Source organism: Streptomyces sp. NH27 (genome assembly GCF_056859195.1).
Window position 1 is genome coordinate 13,672 of sequence record NZ_JACEGK010000014.1, and the last position, 19,476, is coordinate 33,147.

Sequence of the window (19,476 nt, forward strand, 5' to 3'; positions counted from 1 at the left end):
GCGGCCTGCTGCTCGGCGCGTTCCACCGGCGCTGAGCTATGAGGAACGTGTGAGAACCCGGTTCCGTTTTATGGGGTGTTTACCAGAACGCTGCTTGGCTGAGGCGAATGTATTTGCCATCAAACAGCGATAGCAGGGAAGCGGTACCTGCGTGAGCAGTCAACCCCCCACCAGCACGCGCCAGGACAGCAGCCGACGAGAGGCGGCACAGAAAGCACCGGAGGCCGAGCCCTTTCCCTCGGCGGTCCGGGTACCCGGCAAGCGGGTCGACGGCATCGACGGGCTGCGCACCGTGGCCGTGATGCTCGTCATCGTCTACCACTTCCACCCGGACACGCTGCCCGGCGGCTCCATCGGTGTGGACGTCTTCTACACCATCAGCGGTTTCGTGATCACCCGGCTGCTCATCGCGGAGTTCGCCAGAACCGGCGACATCGGGCTGCGGCAGTTCTACCGGCGCCGCTGGCTGCGGCTGGTGCCCGCACTCCTGGTGGTCTGCGCCCTGACCGCGCTGCTGAGCTTCGCGCCGGTGCAGTCCTTCCAACGCGGCGTCCCGGCGGCCCTGCTGGCCGCCTTCTCCCTGGTCAACCTGGTCCGCGCGGCCCAGTCCGGTGCGTACACCGGGGTGACCGCCCCGCTCGGGCACACCTGGTCACTCGGCGTCGAGGAGCAGTTCTACCTGCTGTGGCCGCCGGTGCTGCTCCTGCTGCTGCGCCGGCTCAAGGCCCGTACGGTGCTGATCGCCGCGGTGGTGCTCACGCTGCTGCCCGTACTGTGGCGCTTCCACCTGTGGAACGCCGAGGCCGCGCACCGCATCTACAACGGGCCCGACACCCGCGCCGACCAACTGCTGGCCGGTGCGGTACTGGCGATCGTGCTCGCCCGGCTCGCCCCGGACGACCCCTGGCGGGAGACGATGCGGACCTGGTCGGCGCGGCTGTGGGTGCCCGCGTTCGCGCTGCTGGGCCTGATGGCCTGGCAGTTGCAGGTCACCGGGGACAGCGCGTGGACCGCGCCGGAGTACACCGTCGGCTTCCTCGTCACCGCGCTGCTCGCGGTGGTGCTGCTGACCTCGCTGGAACTCCTGCCGGGCTCGCCGCTGACCAGGGTGCTCTCCCTGGCCCCGCTCGCCTGGATCGGCCGCAACCTCAGCTACGGGCTCTACCTGTGGCACTACCCGCTGATGCACCTGCTGAGCGACCTCGGGGTCCAGCGGATGCTCTTCCCCTCCACGCTGCTGGCCACCGTCATCATGGCGCTGGCGTCCTACTTCCTCGTGGAGGAACCGTGCCGACGCCTCAAGCAGCGCGGCCGCGGCAGGCCGACCGGGCGGGGCGGGGGAGCGCTGCGCACGCCGGAGAAGGCCCTGCCGGCGGCGGTGGGCGCTCCGGGCCGGGCCCGGTAGGGCGCTTGCGCTCCGGGTGCCCCGTCTTTCGCACCGGTCGCCCGGGTTGCGGGCCGGCCGGTCCGCACCGCCGCCGGAGGGCGGTGATTCGGGCGGATCGGGCCCGCGGCTCCGCTGGGTTCGCGTAGGTTCGGGCGCATGGCCACCACGGTGCGGCTCAGTCCGCTTCTTGAGGAGCATTCGCGGGCGCTCGGCGTCGACCTCGGGTACTTCGTCGTCGTGTACGCGGTGGTGGCGTTCACCACGCACTCGGACGTGCGGGGCTGGTGGGCGTTCGCGGTGCTGGGGTCGGTGGTGGTGTTCCACTGGCTCCAGATGCGCTTCCTGGTGAAGCTGACCTTCGACGACCAGGGCGTCACGATCCAGCGGGTGGTGCGCCGCCGGCGGTTCGCGTGGGCGGATGTCGCCGGCCTGGTCTACTCCGAGCGCGGGTCGGCCACCGCCAACACCCCTTCCACGTACCAGCTGCGGCTGGTGCTGTGCGGGCAGGAGCCGCCGCTGGGCCGGTTCCTGACCCAGGTGCAGCGCCAGGACTACTGCGGCGGGCCGGTGTTGATGGCGCTGGCGAGTCTCGACGACGACGGTGAGAGCAAGGGGGACCACCGACGGCGGCTGGTGCTCAAGGAGTTGGCGGAGCACGGCTTCCCCGCTCCGGAGCTGCGGCCGTGGGAGTTCCGCACCCCGCGGTTCAGTGCGCGGGCGCTGACCGCGGCCGTCGCGATGGACCTGCGCGGCACCCACGCGGTGGCCGTACGGCACGGCGCGGGCGTCCGCGCGGAGGAACGGCCGTTGCTGGCGGTTACGTTGCCCGAGCTCGCCGAGGCGAACGGCGGCGCGGACACCACGTTGCGCGAACCGGAGTTCGTCAGCTTCTTCTTCGAGGGCCGGGCGGCGGCGGAGCACGCGGCCGCGTTCCTGGCCGCGGCGCGCGCGTCGGTGCCCGCGCACTGGGCGGTGACGGCGGGGACGCTGCCGGTCGAGGAGGAGCAGGCACCGGACCCTGCGGCCGCGCCGCGCACCGACGCCGCCCCGGAACCCGGCCCGGCCACCCCCGAGCGTGACCCGGGCGCCTGGTGAACCGCCGCCTTCCGTGGTGGACCTGGGGCTTCGTGGCGGGCGGGGTCGCGGGCTTCCTCGGGCTGGTCACCCACTGGTTCAGCACGGCGCCGCCGAGCGCCGCACCGCTCGGCACCGGCGGCCACGGGTACGGCGCGTTCTCGCTGCACTGGCTGGGCCTGCTCGGGCCGGTGTTCATGCTCCTTGAGGGCGGCCGCTGGTTCGGGGCGCTGCGCGGCTGGTGGCGGGTCCCGGCGCTGTCCGACTGGCGGCGCGGCGGCTCCCGCCCGGCCGCCCCGCTATCCGGCTCCACGTCCACCACCCCTTCGGGCTCCGCTCCCGCTCCCGAACGCGCTTCCGAACCCGAACCCGAATCCGAACCCGAACCCGAATCCGACCGAGACCCCGGCGAGGGCGCCGGCCCCGGCGGGCTGATCGGTCTCGGCGCCCTCGCCCTGCTCGGGATCAGCCGCGCGGCCGTCCCGACCCACCTCACCGTCTTCGCGATCGGCGGCCCCGACCCCGGTCGCCGGGACATGGCGTACGCCGTCCACGTCGACTTCGGCTTCTGGTGCATGCTGGCCGGCTCGCTGCTCTTCGTCGCCGCCGGCGCGCTCGGCTGGTTCACCAGGGAACGGCTCTTCCGGCCCTCGTCGGCCTTCGTCCACGAGTAGCGCGTTCCGGAGCCGCACCCGGCGCCGCGCCCTGTCCGGCGCGCTTCGGCCCCGTGTGACCCCTCACGGGCGGCCCCTCCCCGTGCGGTCCGCCCTGCGCCGACCGCGCCTCGCGCTGCCCACGTGCTGCCCTCGCGCGCCCCGACGCGCTGCCGGGGGAAGGGGCCTCAAACTCGCGATACATCGCGCTTGTCGGACCGCGACAGACGCGATATGTTCGTACACGGATATACGGCGACGAGCGAGATGAGCGAGGAGGCGCGTACCAGTGGCACAGCGCCGCAAGCTGACCAATCCGCTGGCCCTCGCGGTGATGGTGACCCTCGCCGAGCGCCCGATGCACCCGTACGAGATCGCTCGGCTGCTGCGCCAGCGCGGCAAGGAACACAGCATCAAGATCAATTTCGGCTCGCTCTACACCGTGGTGCAGAACCTCGAAAAGCACGGCTTCGTCGAGGTCGCGGGCGTGCAGCGGGACGGCAACCGCCCCGAGCGGACCGTCTACGGGCTCACCGACGCCGGCCGGATCGAGATGCACGACTGGCTCGCCGATCTCGTCGCCGTGCCCGCGCAGGAGTACCCGCTCTTCGAGACCGCGCTCTCGCTGATGGGCGCACTGCACCCGGACGAGGCGACCGACCTGCTCAAGGACCGGCTACGCGCGCTGGAGGTCCAAGCGGCCGGCCTGCGTGGGGTGTTGGACGCGCTGGACGGTGAACTCCCGCGGTTGTTCCTCATCGAGAACGACTTCCGCCTCCACATGGTGCGGGCGCAGATCGCATGGCTGCACGCGATGTACCAGGAGTTCGCCGACGGCACCCTCGGTGGGATCGGGCAGTGGCGCGACTGGCACGAGACCGGCGAGGTGCCGGACGAGTGGTCTCACCTGGAGGAGCGGTTCGAGGGCTTCGACCCGGCGGAGGCGGCCGGGGAAAGCAAGGAGAGCGGGTGACTACCGACCTGACCTGAGAGGGACCGACCGGAAGCCCTGATCCGGCTCTCTTCCTGGCCGGCGGCGGCCGATCCCGTCCGTACTGCAATACGGCACCGGGGGACAGGCCCGCAGGCGACTCCTCGCGCGCGACCGCGCGAGGCCGGGGAGCCGGACCGGCCCGGAAGCAGACCGGCGCCCGCTGCTGCAACAGCGGACGCCGGAACACCAACCACGACCGTCCCCAGAGCCTTCTGGGGGCACTCCGCGCATGAGCGGGTGCCAGGTGATCGAGGTGCGGCACACCCACGATAGCCCGGCTCCTCCCTCGGGGGCCGCTCATGCCTCCGCCGACCGGCGGCGCCCTCGCGCGCCCCGGCGACCCTTCCCACGGAGGAACCCATCATGAGCACGCATCCGCCCGCCGTGGCGGCCCGCGACCTGGTCAAGACCTACCCGGGCGACGTCCGGGCCCTGGATGGCATGTCCGTCATCGTCGCGCCCGGCACCGTCTTCGGCCTGCTCGGTCCGAACGGTGCCGGAAAGTCCACCACCGTCCGGATCCTGACCACCCTCGCCCGCCCCGACTCCGGGACCGTCCTGGTCGCCGGGCACGACGCGCTGCGCCACCCGGAGCGGGTACGGCGCGCCATCGGCGTCGTCGCCCAGCGCTCCGGCGCCGACCCGGTCGCCACCGGCCGGGAGAACCTGCTGCTGCAAGGCCGGCTGTACGGGATGCGCGGTACCGCACTGGCGCGCCGCGCCGACGAACTGCTGGAGCGGTTCGACCTGGCCGGCGCGGGGCACCGCAAGGCCAACACCTACTCCGGCGGTATGCAGCGCCGGCTCGATGTCGCGCTCGGCCTGGTGCACCGCCCCGAGGTGCTCTTCCTGGACGAGCCCACCACCGGACTTGACCCGGAGGCGCGCACCGCGATGTGGGCCGAGATCGCCCGGCTGGCCGGCGACGACGGCCTGACCATCCTGCTCACCACGCACTACCTCGACGAGGCCGACCGGCTCGCCGAGCGGATCGCCATCGTGGACCGCGGCCGGGTCGTCGCCGAGGGCACCCCGGACGCGCTCAAGGGCGAACTGCGCGGCGACGCCGTCCATGTGGAGCTGCGCGACGCGCCCGGCCCGGTCGACGCCCGGCTGCTGCGGACCGCGCTCGACACCTTCGCCGGGGTGCGGGAAGTGGACATCGACGGCCGCCGGATCAGCGCCCGCGCCGACGACGGGCCCGCCGCCGTACCGCACGTGCTGGCCGCGCTGGAGCGGCAGGGGGCGGCGGTCGCGGCCGTCACCGTCGCCCGGCCCTCGCTGGACGACGTGTATCTGCGGTACGCCGGGCGGCGGTTCGCCGAGGCCGGCCCCGACGCGGCTGGAGGTCCCGGCGGATCCGGAACACTCGCCGCCGCCAACCCTCCGGCCGAGTCCCGCACCGCCGACTCGCGTACCGCCGCCACGACCTCCGGAGACGCCCGATGAGCACCGCGACCCCCGCCGCCTCCGCTTCGCCCGCCACCTGGCTCCGGCGTGCTGGTGAAGTCCTCGCCCAGAACTGGTACATGACGCAGCGTCAGATTTTCGCGATCGTCCGCCAGCCGGTCGTGGTCGTCGTCACGCTGGTCCAACCCGTCATCTGGCTCTTCCTGTTCGGCTCGCTCTTCCGCAAGGTTGTCGAACTGCCGGGCTTCGGCGCCGGTTCCTACCTGGACTACCTCGTGCCCGGCATCGTGGTGATGAGCGCGGTGTCCTCCAACATGTGGGCGGGCATGGGCATGTTGGAGGAGATCGAGCGCGGCACCCTCAACCGCTTCCTGATCACCCCGGTCAGCAGGGCCGCCCTGATGAACGCCGGCGTGGTCCAGCAGGGTCTGAGCACCGCGCTCCAGTCGGTGGTGATCATCCTGCTCGGCAAGGCGGGCGGGGCCCACTACCCGGGCGGCTTCGGCGGGTTGGTGCTGCTGGTCGTGGCGTCCGTCCTGCTCGGCACGGTCTTCGGCGCGCTCTCCAACGCGCTGGGCATGCTGGTCAGGCAGCGCGAGAGCATCATCGGCATCAACGCCTTCCTGCTGCTGCCGCTGACGTTCCTCTCCTCGGCCTTCATGGCTCCCAGCCTCATGCCCTCCTGGATGCGGCACGTCAGTGCCTTCAACCCCGTCAACTGGGCGCTGGTCGCCGGGCGTTCGGCGATGGCCGCGCACCCCGACGGCTCGCTGCTCCTGACGCGCGGCGGCGGTCTGGTCGCGCTCGCCCTGGCCGCGGTCTGGCTCTCCACCCGCACCCTGAGGTCCTACCAGAAGGCCGTCTGACCCGGGGCGCAGACGGGAGGCGGTACCTTCACCCGGTGCTGCCTCCCATCCGAACCCTTCGCCGCTACGAGGTGGCCGGTGCGCCCTCCTGCTCGCGCTCGACCTCCGCGTTCCACTCGCGCTTGGAGGACTGCCAGCCGTCCTCGTCCTTGCCGCGGCGCCAGTACCCCGAGATGGACAGGTCCTCGCGCGGGATGTCGCGCTCCAGCCGCAGGTGGCGGCGCAGGTCGCGGACGAACGTGGCCTCGCCGTGCACGAAGACGTGCACGCGGCCGGCCGGGAAGTCGAGCGCGGTGACCGCGTCGACCAGAGCGGCGCCGACCGGGGCGGTGCCGCGGTGCAGCCACACCACCTCGGTGCCGGGGTCGACGTTGAACTTCTGCTCCTCCTCGGGCCCGGAGACCTCGATGAAGACCTTCGCGGTCGCGTCGGCCGGCAGCCGATCGAGCGCGGCGCCGATCGCGGGCAGCGCGCTCTCGTCGCCGGCGAGCAGGTGCCAGTCGGCGGCCGGGTCGGGGGCGTACCCGCCGCCCGGGCCACTGAAGTACAGCACCTCGCCGGCCTGTACCCGGGCCGCCCAGGGACCGGCGACGCCCTCGTCGCCGTGGACCACGAAGTCCACCGCCATCTCGCGGGTGGCCGGGTCGTAGGACCGTACGGTGTAGGTGCGGGTCCGGGGCCAGCGCTCCCGGGGCTGGTCGCGGCGGATCGCCTCGATGTCCAGCGGCTCGGGGAAGGTCTCGCCCTCGGCGGGGAAGAGCAGCTTGATGTAGTGGTCGGTGTACTCCCCGATGTCCAGGGCGGCGGCCGGGTCCACGGCCAGCACCACCCGGACCATGTGCGGGGTGATCCTCTCGCCGCGCAGCACGGTCGCGCGCTTCGGGGTGGGGGTCCTGCGTTGCGGTCGGTCCGCCATCGATGCGCCCGCTTCCTCGCGCTGTATCGCGCGCTCGGCTGTCCGTGTGCCTCGTGCATGCCGTCCGCACGCTCCGGGCCGCCCCGCGCGATCGGCGCGGGCCGCCAGGCACTTAGGCAAGCCTAACCGACGGCCGCCGTGCTGCTGCGGTGTGCAGATACACAGACAAGCTGAACCGTGTCTCTCAGGGGCGGTTCGCGTGCCGGTCGTGCGGATTCGTTGATCACGCCGACCGCAATGCCTCCCGCAACATCCGTGCCCGTGCGTGGCGGTTGTGGCGAAGCGGGGCGGAGTCACACGCCCCTGCACCCGCTTAGGGTGCTGGACGGAGGAGACCACCCAGCACCCAGCCGGGCTCTACCTCCAAGCCTGACCCTTCAGGGCCAGGTAGTTGACGTAGTGATGTGGTGAACGCAGTTGTCGTGGTGCGACCGGCACCACGACGCTGCTGTGCACGTTCGATCCGGTTCGCCTGAACTCGGAGCTCAAAGTCGCGTGGGACCGCAGCGAGGAAGAGATCGCGACCATCGAACGGTTCTACGCGTCCCGGCCGCAAGCGGTCCTCGCCGTCCGCCGCCCGTAGGCGTACGGCTACCGGGCCCGCCAGGAGTCAGCCCTTGCCGGCGTAGCTCCACAGCTCGGCGGCTTTCGTACTGTCACAAGAGGTCACGCTCGCCGAGCCGAATATCTGCATGCACTGCCAGTAGGTGGTGTTCTCGAGCGTGCTGCCGGTGGACTTCCGTGCGCCGATCTGCCAGTACTGGCCGGAGGTGGAGCCGCAGGCGTCCATGTTGATCCAGCCGTTCGCCATGAACGCGGTGAGGCAGTAGCCGCTGCCCCGGTTGATCACTTTGAAGGTGCCGTTCGGTCCGGGGGAGAAGGTCCATTCGAAGTAGGGGTTCGACTCCGACGCGCAGGAGCCGCTCACCGCGTATGCGCTGGGGGCGCCGCTGCTGGTGTCATGTTCGAGGCATCCGCCGTCGGCCGCGTCCTTGATGCGGTAGGTCCCCGCCGAGCCGATCTTGGTCGTGCCCCCACCGGACCCGCCCGATGATGAACTGCCTCCCGTTTTGCCCGAGTTACCCCCGGTGGTGCCGCCGTTGCTGCCCCCGGTGCTGCCGCCGGTGGTGCCGCCGTGGGAACTGCTCCCCCCGGGTGCCGCCCCTGTCCCGGTTCCGGTCCCGGCCTTCCCGGGGCCCGAGCCCGACTTCCGACCGCCACCGGCGGCTCCCGCCGAGGAGTGTGGCGAGGCGGATGCGGATTTCGGCGCGGTCGGGTGGCCCGGCCGCGCCGTGGACGTCGGCCCGCTGCGGTCGGCCGACGGCGAGGCGGACAGCGACACCGAGGCCGGGGAGGACGGCTTCCCGCCGGCGTGCGGTGTGGACGAGTCCGGAAGGAGGGTGATGGCGGAGATTCCGCCCGCCGCCACCACGATGGGCAGGATCATGATCAACTTACGGGAGCGCTGCTTGCGCGCTTTCGGGGTGCGCCCGCTCTGCCCGGAATCGCCGCCGGCTGCGGGGACTTCGGCGGGCGCCGGGTTCGCCGCTGCGACCGGTTCGGCCGCTACGACCGTCTCCGCGGCCTGCGTTGCCGGCTTCGGGTTCGGCTTCGGGTCCGCGGTGTCGGGGCCGGGGTCGGAGCCGGAGATGAGTTCATCGACGGAGGGCGCCGCTGCGGCGAAGGCGGCCCGGTGTTCGAGCTGTTCGGTGACCGTGGCCGGCCAGACCGCGGCGGCGGCGGGAGCGTGTTCCGTGCCGCGTTCGAGCAGGTCAGCGGCGGTGGGTCGGGCGGTGGGGGACTTGTCGAGGCAAGCGGCGACGACCTCGGCCAGGTCGGGGTCCACGTCGCGCAGCGCGGAGAAGTCCGGCGTGCTGTGCACGATGCGGTAGAGCACTTCGAGGCCGGAGCCCTTGCCGAAGGGCGACTCGCCGGTCGCCGCGAAGAAGAGCAGGCTGCCGAGCGCGAACACATCGGCGGCGCCGGTCAACGCCTTTACGGCTTGGGCCTGTTCGGGCGCCATGTACTCGGGTGTGCCGAGGACCATTCCGGTCTTGGTCAGCCGGCTCTGATCGGCGGCCCGTGCGATGCCGAAGTCGATGAGGGCGAGCCCGTCGAGGGTCAGCATCACATTGGAGGGCTTGATGTCCCGGTGCAGCATGTCCAGGGCGTGCAGCGCCTTGAGCCGGGTGGCCAGCTCGCGCAGCAGATGCCAGAGGGCCTCGCGGGGCAGCGGGCCGCCGTGCAGACGCAGCGCCTCGGTCAGGGTGAGGCCAGGTATGTACTCGGTGGCGAACCAGGGCGGGTTCGCGGTGCGGTCGGTGGCCAGCAGCGGGACGCTGACGCCTGCGGGCAGCCTGGCGAGGTTGTCGAGTTCGTGCCGGAAGTGCCGCAGAAAGTCCGGGTCCTGGGCCAGCAGCGGTAGGACCCGCTTGACCGCGGCGTAGCGGCCCGACTCGACCCCGAGGTACACCCGGCCCATTCCGCCGGCGCCGAGCAGGCCGATCAGCGGGAACGGGCCGATCCGTCGCGGATCGTCCGAGGTCAGCGGCTCAGCACCGCTGCCGTCCAGGTCGAAGCTCCGGTCCCCGTCGTGCTCCCCGTGCGCACTCATGCGGGGAACGCTATCCGAGGACGGCCCGCTCCCGCTATCGCGAACCAGCGGTCCCACAAGGCTCCTTGCGGCTCCCCTGTACAAGCTCGCGCGTGCGCACGTACGCACGCACGTCGTTCGGGGCCTTCTCGTCGTCGCGGTCCCGCCCGTGCGCACCCTCCTGGGCATGCCGACCGGTCGGAACGGCTCGGGCGGATACGGTCGGTAGCGTATGGGCTTCCTTGCGTACATGACCCCTTGTGCGCGGATCGCCCGCGTACGGTCGGGGGTGCGACGGGATCGGCAAAGTCCGACATTCGGCCGGGAGCCGAGGACTAGAGTCCACGATCATGACCGAACGCCCGTTTGAAGCACTCGGGTTGAGCGTCCACGCGGACCGGGCCTATCCGTTGCTGGTGGCGACCAGGGGAGTGGCGGTCGCCGAACTGGCCCGGCAGACAGGGCTGTCGGCGGAGGTCGCGCGGGCCGCGTGCGTGGAGCTGGCCGCGCGGGGTCTGGCCCGGCTGGGACTGGACGACCGCTGGTACCCGCTGCCGCCGCATGAGGGGCTGCTGCCGCTGCTGTCCAGCGCGCAGGAGCAACTGGTGCGCGGCCGGGCGCTGTTCGACCGGCTCGCCGTGGAGTACCAGCGGGTGCACGAGGGTCACCGGGTCGAGGAGGTGGTCCAGGCCGTACACGGCGCCGAGGCGGTGCAGGTGCGGTTGGACGCCGTACTCCGGCAGGTCCGGGGGGAGTTGCTGGTCTTCGCCCCGGGAGGCACGGAAGCGGTCGAGCCGGAGCTGCCCGGCGGGCGGACCGGGGCGGGCGGTTCGGGTGATCCGGGCGGTTCGGGTGATCCGAGCGGTCCGGGTGGCCTGGACCGGATGGCCGCACCCACCGGTTCGGCCGGGTTCTTCCGGGCGGTCGGGTCGGGCGTGTCCACGGTCCGGCGCCGCGTCGTGGTGGAGCGCGCCGCCGTGCAGAAGGAGCCCGACGGCGTGGAAGGCGCTTTCGACGGCCTGCCGCCGGGCGCGGACGTCCGCGTGGTCGACCGGCTGCCGGTCCGCATGTGCGTCGCGGACCGCTCGGTGGCCCTGGTCCCGCTCGGAGGCGACACCCCGCCGCCCGAGCCGGTCATGCTGGTGATCGGCGCGAGCGGGCTGCTCGACGCCCTTGTGATGTTCTTCGAGAGCGTGTGGTCCGGCGGGGTGCCGCTCGCCGGCCCCGGCTCCGGCAGCGGCACCCTCCAGCAGCGCATCCTCGCGATGCTCGTCATGGGCAGTACCGACGCCGCCATGGCCCGCTCGCTCGGCGTCGCGATCCGTACCGTCCAGCGCCGGATCGCGGCGATGCAGCGTACTGCCGGCGTCGACAACCGCATCCAGCTCGTCTGGCACGCGGCCCGGAACGGCTGGCTGGACTGACCGGAACGGCTACCGGGTCCGGGTCGAGGGGTCCGGGTCCGGGCGACGCGACCTCGCGGCCGGAACTCGACTGCGACGTCCTGGCCACCCACCGGCACGATGCGCGGACCGTGGTCCACACGGCCGCGCCCGGCAGCGAGGCGGAGAGCAGGCTCGCCCTGCTCGCGGCGGTCGGCGCGCGGGAACTCGGTTGACGCGTGGGCGAGTTCACCGCCGGTCGGCAGTCTGCGTCAAGGGGCGTGTGGTGTGGGTGCGGTGGTGATCCACTGCGGGTGTGGTGAGGGTGTCGTGTGGGCGCGGTGGGTCGGGTGGCGTAAACGCGACGGTCCGATCCGTGGCAACGATGTCAGGTATCCGTCAATGCGTAAAGGATTCCCATGGGGTGGGTGATGCACAGGTATACGCCAGCGGTTCGATCGGGCCGCAGCCGGTGCACACCCGGCATCAGGTCACGCCCAAGGGAGACCCACCTTGCGCATACCCTTCCTCAGACGCGGCGCGGTCGCCGCGCTCACCACTGCCGCGCTCGCCGCGCTGGGGCTCCAAGTGCCCCTGGCGGCAACGGCATCGGCCGCCCCCGCGGCCACCAAGTCCCACACCGGCGCGGTCCGTGCGTGCGGCACCCCCAAGCCCGGCCAGTTCTCCTGCTTCGCGCTGCGGCGTACCGACGTCCCCGCCACGAAGGGGGTCCAGCCGCACGCCGCCACCCCGGCCGGCTTCGGCCCCGGCGACCTGCAGAGTGCCTACGCGCTCCCCGCGGACGGCGGTGCGGGCGAGACCGTCGCCATCGTCGACGCGTACGACGACCCGAACGCCGCGGCCGACCTGGCCGTCTACCGCGACCAGTTCGGGCTGCCCGCGTGCACCGCGGACAGCGGCTGCTTCACCAAGGTGAGCCAGCGCGGCGGCACCGACGACCTGCCCTCGCCCGACCCCGACTGGTCCGGCGAGATCTCCCTCGACATCGACATGGTCTCCGCGGTCGCGCCGAACGCCCACATCCTGCTGGTCGAGGCGGACTCGGCGAACTTCGAGGACCTCGGCGCCGCGGTGGACGAGGCGGTCGCGCTCGGCGCGAAGTACGTCTCCAACTCCTACGGCACCGGCTACGACTCCACCCCGGGCAGCGGCGAGGACCCCTCCGAGCTGACCTCGATGGACCCGTACTACAACCACCCGGGCGTAGCGGTCGTGGCGTCCTCCGGTGACGGCGACTACGGCGTGAGCTACCCGGCCGCCTCGCAGTACGTCACCTCCGTCGGCGGCACCGCGCTCGCCAAGGACACCGGTACCAGCCGCGGTTGGTCCGAGTCGGTGTGGAACAACGCCTACGGCGGCCCCGGTTCCGGCTGCTCGCTCTACGAGCCCAAGCCGGCCTTCCAGACCGACACCGCCTGTGACAACCGCACGGTCACCGACGTCTCCGCGGTCGCCGACCCCGAGACCGGCGTCTCGGTCTACCAGACCTACGGTGGCGGCGGCTGGTCGGTGTACGGCGGCACCAGCGCGTCGTCCCCGATCATCGCGGGCGTCTACGCGTCGGCCGGCACCCCCGGCGACGGCACGTACCCGAACGCGTACCCCTACGCCCAGGCCGGCGCGCTCAACGACGTGACCACCGGCAACAACGGCAGCTGCACCCCGGCCGCCCTGTGCACCGCGGGCCCGGGCTACGACGGCCCCACCGGGCTCGGCACGCCCAACGGCCTGGCCGCCTTCCGCAGCGGCCCGCACGGCGTGATCAGCGGCAAGATCACCGACCAGGGCAGCGGCGACCCGATCTCCGGCGCGACCGTCAAGGCCGGTGACCACAGCGCCATTTCGGGTGCCGACGGCACCTACAAGCTGGACATCCCGCCGGGTTCCTACGACCTGACCGCCTCCGCGTACGGCTACGCGGACGGCTCCGCGAGCGGCGTGCAGCTCGACGACGGGGCCACCGTCGCCGAGTCCTTCGCGCTGAACGCGGTGCCGAAGCAGACCGTCTCCGGCAAGGTCACCGACGGCTCCGGCCACGGCTGGCCGCTGTACGCGAAGATCACCGCGGCGGGAGTTCCCGGCGGCCCGGTCTTCACCGACCCGACCACCGGCGACTTCTCCCTGACGTTGCCGCAGAACAGCTCCTACACGCTGCACGTCACCGCGGACTACCCCGGCTACCAGGCCGTGGACAAGACGGTCACCGTCGGCACCGCCGACACGACCGCCGACGTCTCGGTGCCGGTCGACCCGACCTCCACCGACGCGCCCGGCTACTCCGTCTCGTTGAGCGGACCGACCGAGCCCTTCACCTCCACCACTGGCCCGCCGGACGGCTGGACCGTCTCCAACGCCGATGGCAGCAACGGCGGTTGGACCTTCGACGACCCCGGGGCCCGCGGCAACCTCACCGGCGGCGACGGCGGCTTCGCCATCGTCGACAGCGACCACATCGGGCAGGGCGCGAGCCAGGACACCTCGCTGGTGTCGCCGTCCTTCGACCTGAGCTCCGCGACCGGCCCGCTGCTGAGCTTCGACACCGACTACAAGTCGTACAGCAGCTCCACGGCCGACATCGACGTCTCCACCGACGGCGGCAGCACCTGGTCCACCGTGTGGGAGAAGACCACCACGGCCGTGAACGGCCACGTCGAGGTGCCGTTGACCGACTACGCCGGCAAGAGCGACGTGAAGGTGCGCTTCCACTACACCGGCGACTGGGCCTACTGGTGGCAGCTGGACAACGTCTTTGTCGGCCAGCGCAGTTACAACCCGGTGGCCGGCGGCATCGTGGTCGGCAACGTCACCGACGCCAACACCGGTGACGGCGTCGACGGCGCCACCGTCACCAGCGGCGACGCGCCCGGCGACCACACCACCACCGTGGCCACGCCGGACGACCCCAACGTGGGCGACGGCTTCTACTGGCTCTTCTCGCACAAGACCGGCAAGCACCCGCTGACGGCGGCGGCCTCGCACTACACCTCCGCCACCGCCACCGCCAACGTGCCGTCCAACGGCACCGTGGACGCCGATCTCACCCTCAAGGCCGGGCAGTTGAGCGTGACGCCGACCTCGATCGACAAGACCGTGGCCTGGGGCAAGAGCGCCACCCAGAAGGTCACCGTGAAGAACACCGGCACCGCGCCGGCCACCATCACGGTCGGCGAGACCCCCGGCGGCGTCACGGTGCAGGCCAAGGGCGCGCCGCTGAACCTCGTCAAGGGTCACTACTCGCCGCTGGCCCTCGCCAAGCACGGCGCCTCGGGCGCCAAGTCCGGTGCGGGCAAGGCGGGTTCGGGCAAGTCCGGTGCCACGCCCGATGCCGCGACCGCGGCGCAGGGCGCGGCCGGTGACGCCTGGCAGACGGTTCCCGACCTGCCGGTCGCGACCGGTGACAACACGGTGGACGGCTGGCAGGGCACCGTCTACTCGGCGTTCGGCTTCACCGGCGCCACCGACACCAGCGACCTGTACGCGTACAGCGCGGACAGCGGCGCGTGGACGAAGCTGGCCTCGGCCGCCGACACCCGCGAGTCGCCCGCGCACGGGATCATCGACGGCAAGCTCTACGCCGCCGGTGGCTGGGGTCCCGACGGCTCGCCCGACGCCAAGCTGGAGATCTACGACATCGCCGGCAACACCTGGTCGACGGGTGCGAACACGCCCAAGCCGTACGCCGGTTCGGGCACCGCGGTGCTCGACGGCAAGCTGTACTCGGTCGGTGGCTGCACCGCCACCGCCTGCGGCACCACCGACGTGACCGTGTACGACCCGGCCAGTGACTCCTGGTCGACGGCCGCGGCCTACCCGGAGGCGGTGGCGTGGGAGTCCTGCGGCGCGGTCGCGGGCAAGCTGTACTGCGCGGGCGGCACCACCGACGCCGGCAGCATCACCCACGGCTACGTCTACGACCCTGCGTCCGACTCCTGGTCGCCGATCGCCGACCAGCCCACCGACGCGTGGGGTTCCGCGTACGCCGCCGCGAACGGGCTGCTGCTGGTCGAGGGCGGCGCGATCAACAGCGGCGCCGCGCTGACCAACCAGACCTGGGCGTACGACCCGACCGCCAACTCCTGGACCGCGCTGCCCAATGCGAACTCCTCGCTCTACCGGGGTGGCGGCGGGGTCGGCTTCTACGCCGTCGGCGGTCTGGTCGGCAGCACGCCGGACGGCAGCGCCGAGGTACTGCCCGGCTACGACCAGGTCGGTTCCGCCGACGTCACGTGGCTGTCCGAAAGCGCCGACACGGTCACCGTGCAGCCCGGCAAGAGCGCGAACTTCACGGTCACGCTCGACGCGTCGGTGCCCGAGATCACCCAACCCGGCACGTACACCGCCTCGTTGAGCCTCGCCAGTGACACGCCGTACCGGGTCGCCCCGGTCGGTGTCTCGTTCGCCGTCAAGCCCCCGGCCACCTGGGGGAAGATCACCGGCACCGTCACCGCCTCCGGCGGCGGACCGCTCGCCGGGGCGACCGTCCAGATCGACACCTGGGCCACGCACTACACGCTGAAGACCGCCAAGGACGGGACTTACGCGCTCTGGCTCGACACGCGTAACAACCCGCTCCAGGTCATCGTGGCGAAGGACGGCTACCAGCCGACCGTGGCCACCGTGAAGATCACGAAGGGGGCCACCACGACGACGGACTTCGCGCTGCTCAAGGACTGATCAAGGGTTGGCCGGGGGCGGGCGCCGCGACGGTTGCGGCCCCGTCCCCGGCCGCGGGTGCGCCCACGCAAGTTCGTAGAAGTTCATAGACCGACGGGGTGACACAGCGCAAGCTTGTGGAGACAGAATGTGCACCTCGCCCTAGGAGGGATCATGACACTTCACAAGCTTGGCCAGGACCTGGAGAGTCCCGAAGGCAAGTCGCCCACCGTGTACTTGGACGACGAGACGGACAATTACCTGCTCCAGGGCTGGAAGGTGTTGGACGCTGAGCGGCTGTCCAAGATGGACATCCCCGGATCATGAGACCGTGATCGAGTTCCCGCGTCGGATGATGAAGTTCTTCCCGGAGGTACAGCGCAATGACGACGCCCCTGACGATCGCGGACCGTCTCCGTCGGTGTAACCGTTCCGCCGTTCATCTGGAGATGCGCGACGGCTACATGCAGTCCGATCCCCGGTTCGCTGCGTGGCAGGCAGGCGAGAAGCCCGACATGACGGCCGACGGGCCGCACCAGGAGTGGTCGTCGCTCATCTCCGACCTGTCGACATGCGGCGTGCGTATCCGACGGGCCCGCATCATTTCGGAACCCGTCAGTGACTACGTCAGGTTCGAGCACTACATGACGTCGTCCAATGAAGCCGCAGGCGAAGAGGTTCGGTGGCTGCCACGGCGACGAGCCTCAGACTTGCTGCTTCCGGGCAACGACCTGTGGTTGTTCGACGACGAGGTGACGCTCTTCCTCCACTTCGACGGGAACGGCGAGCTTGCTCCCGACGACGAAGAGGAAGTTACGGACGTTGACGTCGTGGAGGCGTGCGCAGCCTCGTTTGAGCTGGTGTGGCAGCGAGCAGTTCCGCACGCCGACTACCGGCTGAAGTGAGGACGGGCGCAACGTCGGTGGCGTCTCCAGCGTCCAGTGTCCAGCAAGCAAGGCAAGCGCTTGGTCAGCGCCTACGCGAGATCCGGAAGGATTCCGGGCTTACCGCGCGGGAGCTGGCCAGGCGTGCCGGCTGGCACGAGTCGAAGACGTCCCGGCTGGAGCACGGGACGACCCCGCCATCGGACGCCGACATCCGGGCGTGGGTGGCCATCTGTGGAGCGGAGAGCCAGACCGCCGATCTGATAGCGACGGCCCGCGGCATCGACGGTCAATACGTCGAATGGCGTCGGATGGAGCGCGCCGGCCTCCGGCGCGTGCAGGAGTCTGTGACGCCGCTCTTCGAGCGCACGGAGCGCTTCCGGTCCTATCAGTCCTGGGTGGTCCCTGGGCTGCTTCAGACGGCCGCGTACACACGCTCCGTCCTGAGCACCGTTGCTGAACTGCGCCACGTCCCCGACGACATCGATGCGGCCGTGAGCGTTCGCATGGATCGGCAGTCGATACTTCACTCCGGACACCGACGCTTCGCGATGCTCCTGGAAGAGTGGGTATTGCGAACGGTCATTGGGGACGCCGAGGTGACAGCCGGCCAACTGGGGCATTTGATCGTCGCGGCTTCCCTGCCGTCCGTCAGTCTCGGTGTGATCCCCCTGGGTGCCGCCCGCGGGGTGGGGTGGCCGGTGGAGTCGTTCACCATGTACGACGACGCACAGGTAGGCGTTGAGCTGGTCTCCGCCCACCTGACGGTCACGCAGCCCCGCGAAATCGCGGAGTACGCACGAGCGTTCAGGGCGCTGTCCGAAATCGCCGTCTACGGTGCCGCCGCAAGGTCACTCATTACGGCTGCCATTGACTCTCTCGGATGAAGTCGTAGAAGTTCGTAGAAGTTCCTGGCTCGGAGTGCAAGTGCGCTCCTACCGTCGAATTACCACCGACGGCAGGAGAGGTCATGCCGCAGACAGATCTAACGATCGGAGACACGGCGTACGACGAGCGCCTTCATCGCGTCGGCGTCGTGATGGATGTGTCGTACCGCACCGTGGCATTACGCCCTCTCTCCGGCGGCGTGGAGTGGGACCAGAAGGCGCCCCTCGTCCGACGCGCGACCGCCCGTGAGCTGATCGCGCAGCAACTCCGTTCCCGCGGATTGCCGGCCGGCTCGAAGTCGCCGTCATGACGCGCTCCGTGCTGCGCTTCGTCGACTGGCTCTTCACCCCCGATAGGTCGCCAGGCGCTCCCGCGGGAGCGCTGTTCGAGATCGGGTGCACCACATGTCCGCGGCAGGACGTAGTGAGCCGTGACGGAGGCAGTCGCAGCCCCGCCAGTGAGGACTTCGCCGAGGTGCAGACGTGGGCCATCCGGCACTCGGCACGCAACCCGTCGCACACCCACTTCCGAGAGACCGTCACGCGCTACTGGCGGACGTCGATGGAAGACCGCCCGATCCCGTAGACGCCCCTTTCGGGGTTGCGTTGCCAAGCATGGCCCCGGGACGGGTCCGCACGATGTCACTGAAGGAGCCGGCCCACGTGATCACCATCCGCGAGTTCCTTGACCGTCCGCTCAAGCCCTTCGGCAGGGTGAGCGACTTGACGGCCCTCAGTGCAAGGGTCGCGGATCAACCGCTGACGGAGACAGTCAAGGATCTGCGGGCCGTGCTCGCGTCCGGACCGATCGGCATTGAGGACCAACGGCGTCTCAATGTCCTCGTCAGCGAACTGCACCACCGATGCGGGGCAGACGCAGCCCCGTACGACGAACTCCGCGCTGAGATCGCCAACGCCTTCCAGGCAGGGCGAGCCAGCGCGAACACGCCACATCCGGGGAGGAAGTGATCACCATGTCCTGTGGAGTCCCCGGCTGCCGAAAGGGCGGCTGCACCACCGAGCCGAAGACGCCGACACAGAGCAGCGACAGCACCGAGTGAGAGAGCGGCAAGCCCCCTGTTGCCCCCGCGACAGGGGGCTTTGCCGTACCTGGGCCCGTATGCAAGTCTCCGTAGTGCCAGCCGACGCAGACCGTCTGCACGGACATCACCCGCCACGTGGCAGGTGGGTGTGCCGCATCGGCACCGGACCGGACGCCCATTCCCGGCAGGCTGCGACCAGTTCGCGCTGACGGTCCAGGGCGAGTCAACCGGGCAGGTGGACCGCGCCGGGTGCGGGGCTGCTGCGCGTCCGTGGCGGCGGCGCGGTTACAACGGCGTGTCCTCGCACCGTGGGTGACGGTCCCTCAGATGCTCCTGGGTGGTGGAGAGTTCGTCGCGCAGCACGCGCGCCGCGAGGTCGGGTTCGCCCGCGGCGATCGCCTCCACCAGCGCCGAGTGCGCGGCCTCTCCGTGCTCCTCGTCGTGGGCGCGCACGTCCATCAGGTCGAGCAGCGCCAGCATGTTCTCCCGGAGCACGGGCACGAACTCGGCGAACAGATCGGTGAGTACGGGGTTGTACGCGGCGGCGACCACGGCGGTGTGCAGCGCGATGTCCGCGTCGATGAAGGCCGCGTCCGGCCCGCCGGCCCTCCGGCCGGCGTCCCCGTCCGCGTTGCCGGTGCGGTCCGAGCCGTCGATGCCATCGGCGGCGCCCATGCGATTTGCGCCCGCCGCGCCCGCCGCGCCCCCTGCAC

General features: G+C 71.1%; 16 protein-coding genes and 3 pseudogenes. 15 read left to right on the forward strand and 4 right to left on the reverse strand.

The genetic code is table 11. The features are described 5' to 3' along the window. Positions 1 to 151: 151 nt before the first annotated feature. The 6 genes from AC13HU_RS02690 (at position 152) to AC13HU_RS02715 (ending at position 6,384) form a co-directional block, all read left to right on the forward strand. Positions 152 to 1,405 (forward strand): acyltransferase family protein, encoded by a 1,254-nt coding sequence (locus tag AC13HU_RS02690; protein ID WP_483040073.1) that lies wholly within the window; start codon positions 152 to 154, stop codon positions 1,403 to 1,405. A 138-nt stretch (positions 1,406 to 1,543) separates the two neighbouring features. Beyond that, positions 1,544 to 2,482, forward strand: a complete 939-nt coding sequence (locus tag AC13HU_RS02695; RefSeq protein ID WP_483040074.1) for a PH domain-containing protein — start codon at positions 1,544 to 1,546, stop codon at positions 2,480 to 2,482. After that, positions 2,479 to 3,135, forward strand: a complete 657-nt coding sequence (locus AC13HU_RS02700; RefSeq protein ID WP_483040075.1) for a hypothetical protein — start codon at positions 2,479 to 2,481, stop codon at positions 3,133 to 3,135. The genes AC13HU_RS02695 and AC13HU_RS02700 overlap by 4 nt, the downstream gene beginning before the upstream one ends. 268 nt (positions 3,136 to 3,403) lie before the next feature. After that, a complete protein-coding gene (locus tag AC13HU_RS02705; protein ID WP_483040076.1) occupies positions 3,404 to 4,087 on the forward strand; it encodes a PadR family transcriptional regulator in 684 nt (227 codons plus the stop codon). Positions 4,088 to 4,471: 384 nt separating this feature from the next. Continuing rightward, positions 4,472 to 5,557 carry an ATP-binding cassette domain-containing protein gene (locus AC13HU_RS02710; protein ID WP_483040077.1) on the forward strand — a complete coding sequence of 362 codons (1,086 nt, stop codon included), beginning with the start codon at positions 4,472 to 4,474 and terminating at the stop codon, positions 5,555 to 5,557. Between the two features lie 80 nt (positions 5,558 to 5,637). Continuing rightward, positions 5,638 to 6,384 carry an ABC transporter permease gene (locus tag AC13HU_RS02715; protein WP_483040088.1) on the forward strand — a complete coding sequence of 249 codons (747 nt, stop codon included), beginning with the start codon at positions 5,638 to 5,640 and terminating at the stop codon, positions 6,382 to 6,384. A gap of 64 nt (positions 6,385 to 6,448) precedes the next feature. On the opposite strand, the gene AC13HU_RS02720 is transcribed toward AC13HU_RS02715, so the two are convergent. Further along, positions 6,449 to 7,300, reverse strand: coding sequence for a siderophore-interacting protein (locus AC13HU_RS02720; RefSeq protein ID WP_483040078.1), 852 nt, complete (start codon positions 7,298 to 7,300; stop codon positions 6,449 to 6,451). Between the two features lie 152 nt (positions 7,301 to 7,452). On the opposite strand from AC13HU_RS02720, the pseudogene AC13HU_RS02725 reads away from it, so the two are divergent. Then, positions 7,453 to 7,617, forward strand: a pseudogene (locus AC13HU_RS02725) (zinc ribbon domain-containing protein); the annotation flags it as partial. Positions 7,618 to 7,910: 293 nt separating this feature from the next. Here the strand turns inward: AC13HU_RS02725 and AC13HU_RS02730 are convergent. After that, complete coding sequence (locus AC13HU_RS02730) at positions 7,911 to 9,914, reverse strand: serine/threonine-protein kinase (RefSeq protein WP_483040079.1); 2,004 nt, start codon at positions 9,912 to 9,914, stop codon at positions 7,911 to 7,913. 329 nt (positions 9,915 to 10,243) lie between these two features. On the opposite strand from AC13HU_RS02730, the gene AC13HU_RS02735 reads away from it, so the two are divergent. The 8 genes and pseudogenes from AC13HU_RS02735 to AC13HU_RS02770 all read left to right on the forward strand — a co-directional run bounded on the left by AC13HU_RS02735 (position 10,244) and on the right by AC13HU_RS02770 (position 18,689). Further along, positions 10,244 to 11,317, forward strand: coding sequence for a hypothetical protein (locus tag AC13HU_RS02735; protein WP_483040080.1), 1,074 nt, complete (start codon positions 10,244 to 10,246; stop codon positions 11,315 to 11,317). Positions 11,318 to 11,788: 471 nt separating this feature from the next. Then, positions 11,789 to 15,970, forward strand: a complete 4,182-nt coding sequence (locus AC13HU_RS02740; RefSeq protein ID WP_483040081.1) for a carboxypeptidase regulatory-like domain-containing protein — start codon at positions 11,789 to 11,791, stop codon at positions 15,968 to 15,970. A gap of 153 nt (positions 15,971 to 16,123) precedes the next feature. Then, positions 16,124 to 16,376 (forward strand): annotated as a pseudogene (locus AC13HU_RS02745) (hypothetical protein). Continuing rightward, positions 16,333 to 16,854, forward strand: coding sequence for a DUF6879 family protein (locus tag AC13HU_RS02750; protein WP_483040082.1), 522 nt, complete (start codon positions 16,333 to 16,335; stop codon positions 16,852 to 16,854). The pseudogene AC13HU_RS02745 and the gene AC13HU_RS02750 overlap by 44 nt, the downstream one beginning before the upstream one ends. Positions 16,855 to 16,871: 17 nt before the next feature. Further along, the gene (locus AC13HU_RS02755; protein ID WP_483040083.1) at positions 16,872 to 17,720 is read left to right on the forward strand and encodes a helix-turn-helix domain-containing protein; all 849 of its coding nucleotides are present in this window, start codon (positions 16,872 to 16,874) and stop codon (positions 17,718 to 17,720) included. An 83-nt stretch (positions 17,721 to 17,803) separates the two neighbouring features. Then, a complete protein-coding gene (locus AC13HU_RS02760) occupies positions 17,804 to 18,031 on the forward strand; it encodes a hypothetical protein (RefSeq protein WP_483040084.1) in 228 nt (75 codons plus the stop codon). Further along, complete coding sequence (locus AC13HU_RS02765) at positions 18,028 to 18,306, forward strand: DUF7848 domain-containing protein (protein WP_483040085.1); 279 nt, start codon at positions 18,028 to 18,030, stop codon at positions 18,304 to 18,306. Before AC13HU_RS02760 ends, AC13HU_RS02765 begins: the two co-directional genes overlap by 4 nt. Before the next feature lie 77 nt (positions 18,307 to 18,383). Further along, a complete protein-coding gene (locus AC13HU_RS02770) occupies positions 18,384 to 18,689 on the forward strand; it encodes a hypothetical protein (protein WP_483040089.1) in 306 nt (101 codons plus the stop codon). A 163-nt stretch (positions 18,690 to 18,852) separates the two neighbouring features. Here the strand turns inward: AC13HU_RS02770 and AC13HU_RS02775 are convergent. Together AC13HU_RS02775 and AC13HU_RS02780 are read right to left on the reverse strand one after the other, a co-directional pair. After that, a pseudogene (locus AC13HU_RS02775) lies at positions 18,853 to 19,070 on the reverse strand (alpha-ketoglutarate-dependent dioxygenase AlkB); the annotation flags it as partial. Further along, a partial coding sequence (locus AC13HU_RS02780; RefSeq protein WP_483040086.1) for a FadR/GntR family transcriptional regulator occupies positions 19,049 to 19,476 on the reverse strand: 428 nt, incomplete at its 5' end. The pseudogene AC13HU_RS02775 and the gene AC13HU_RS02780, both read right to left, overlap by 22 nt.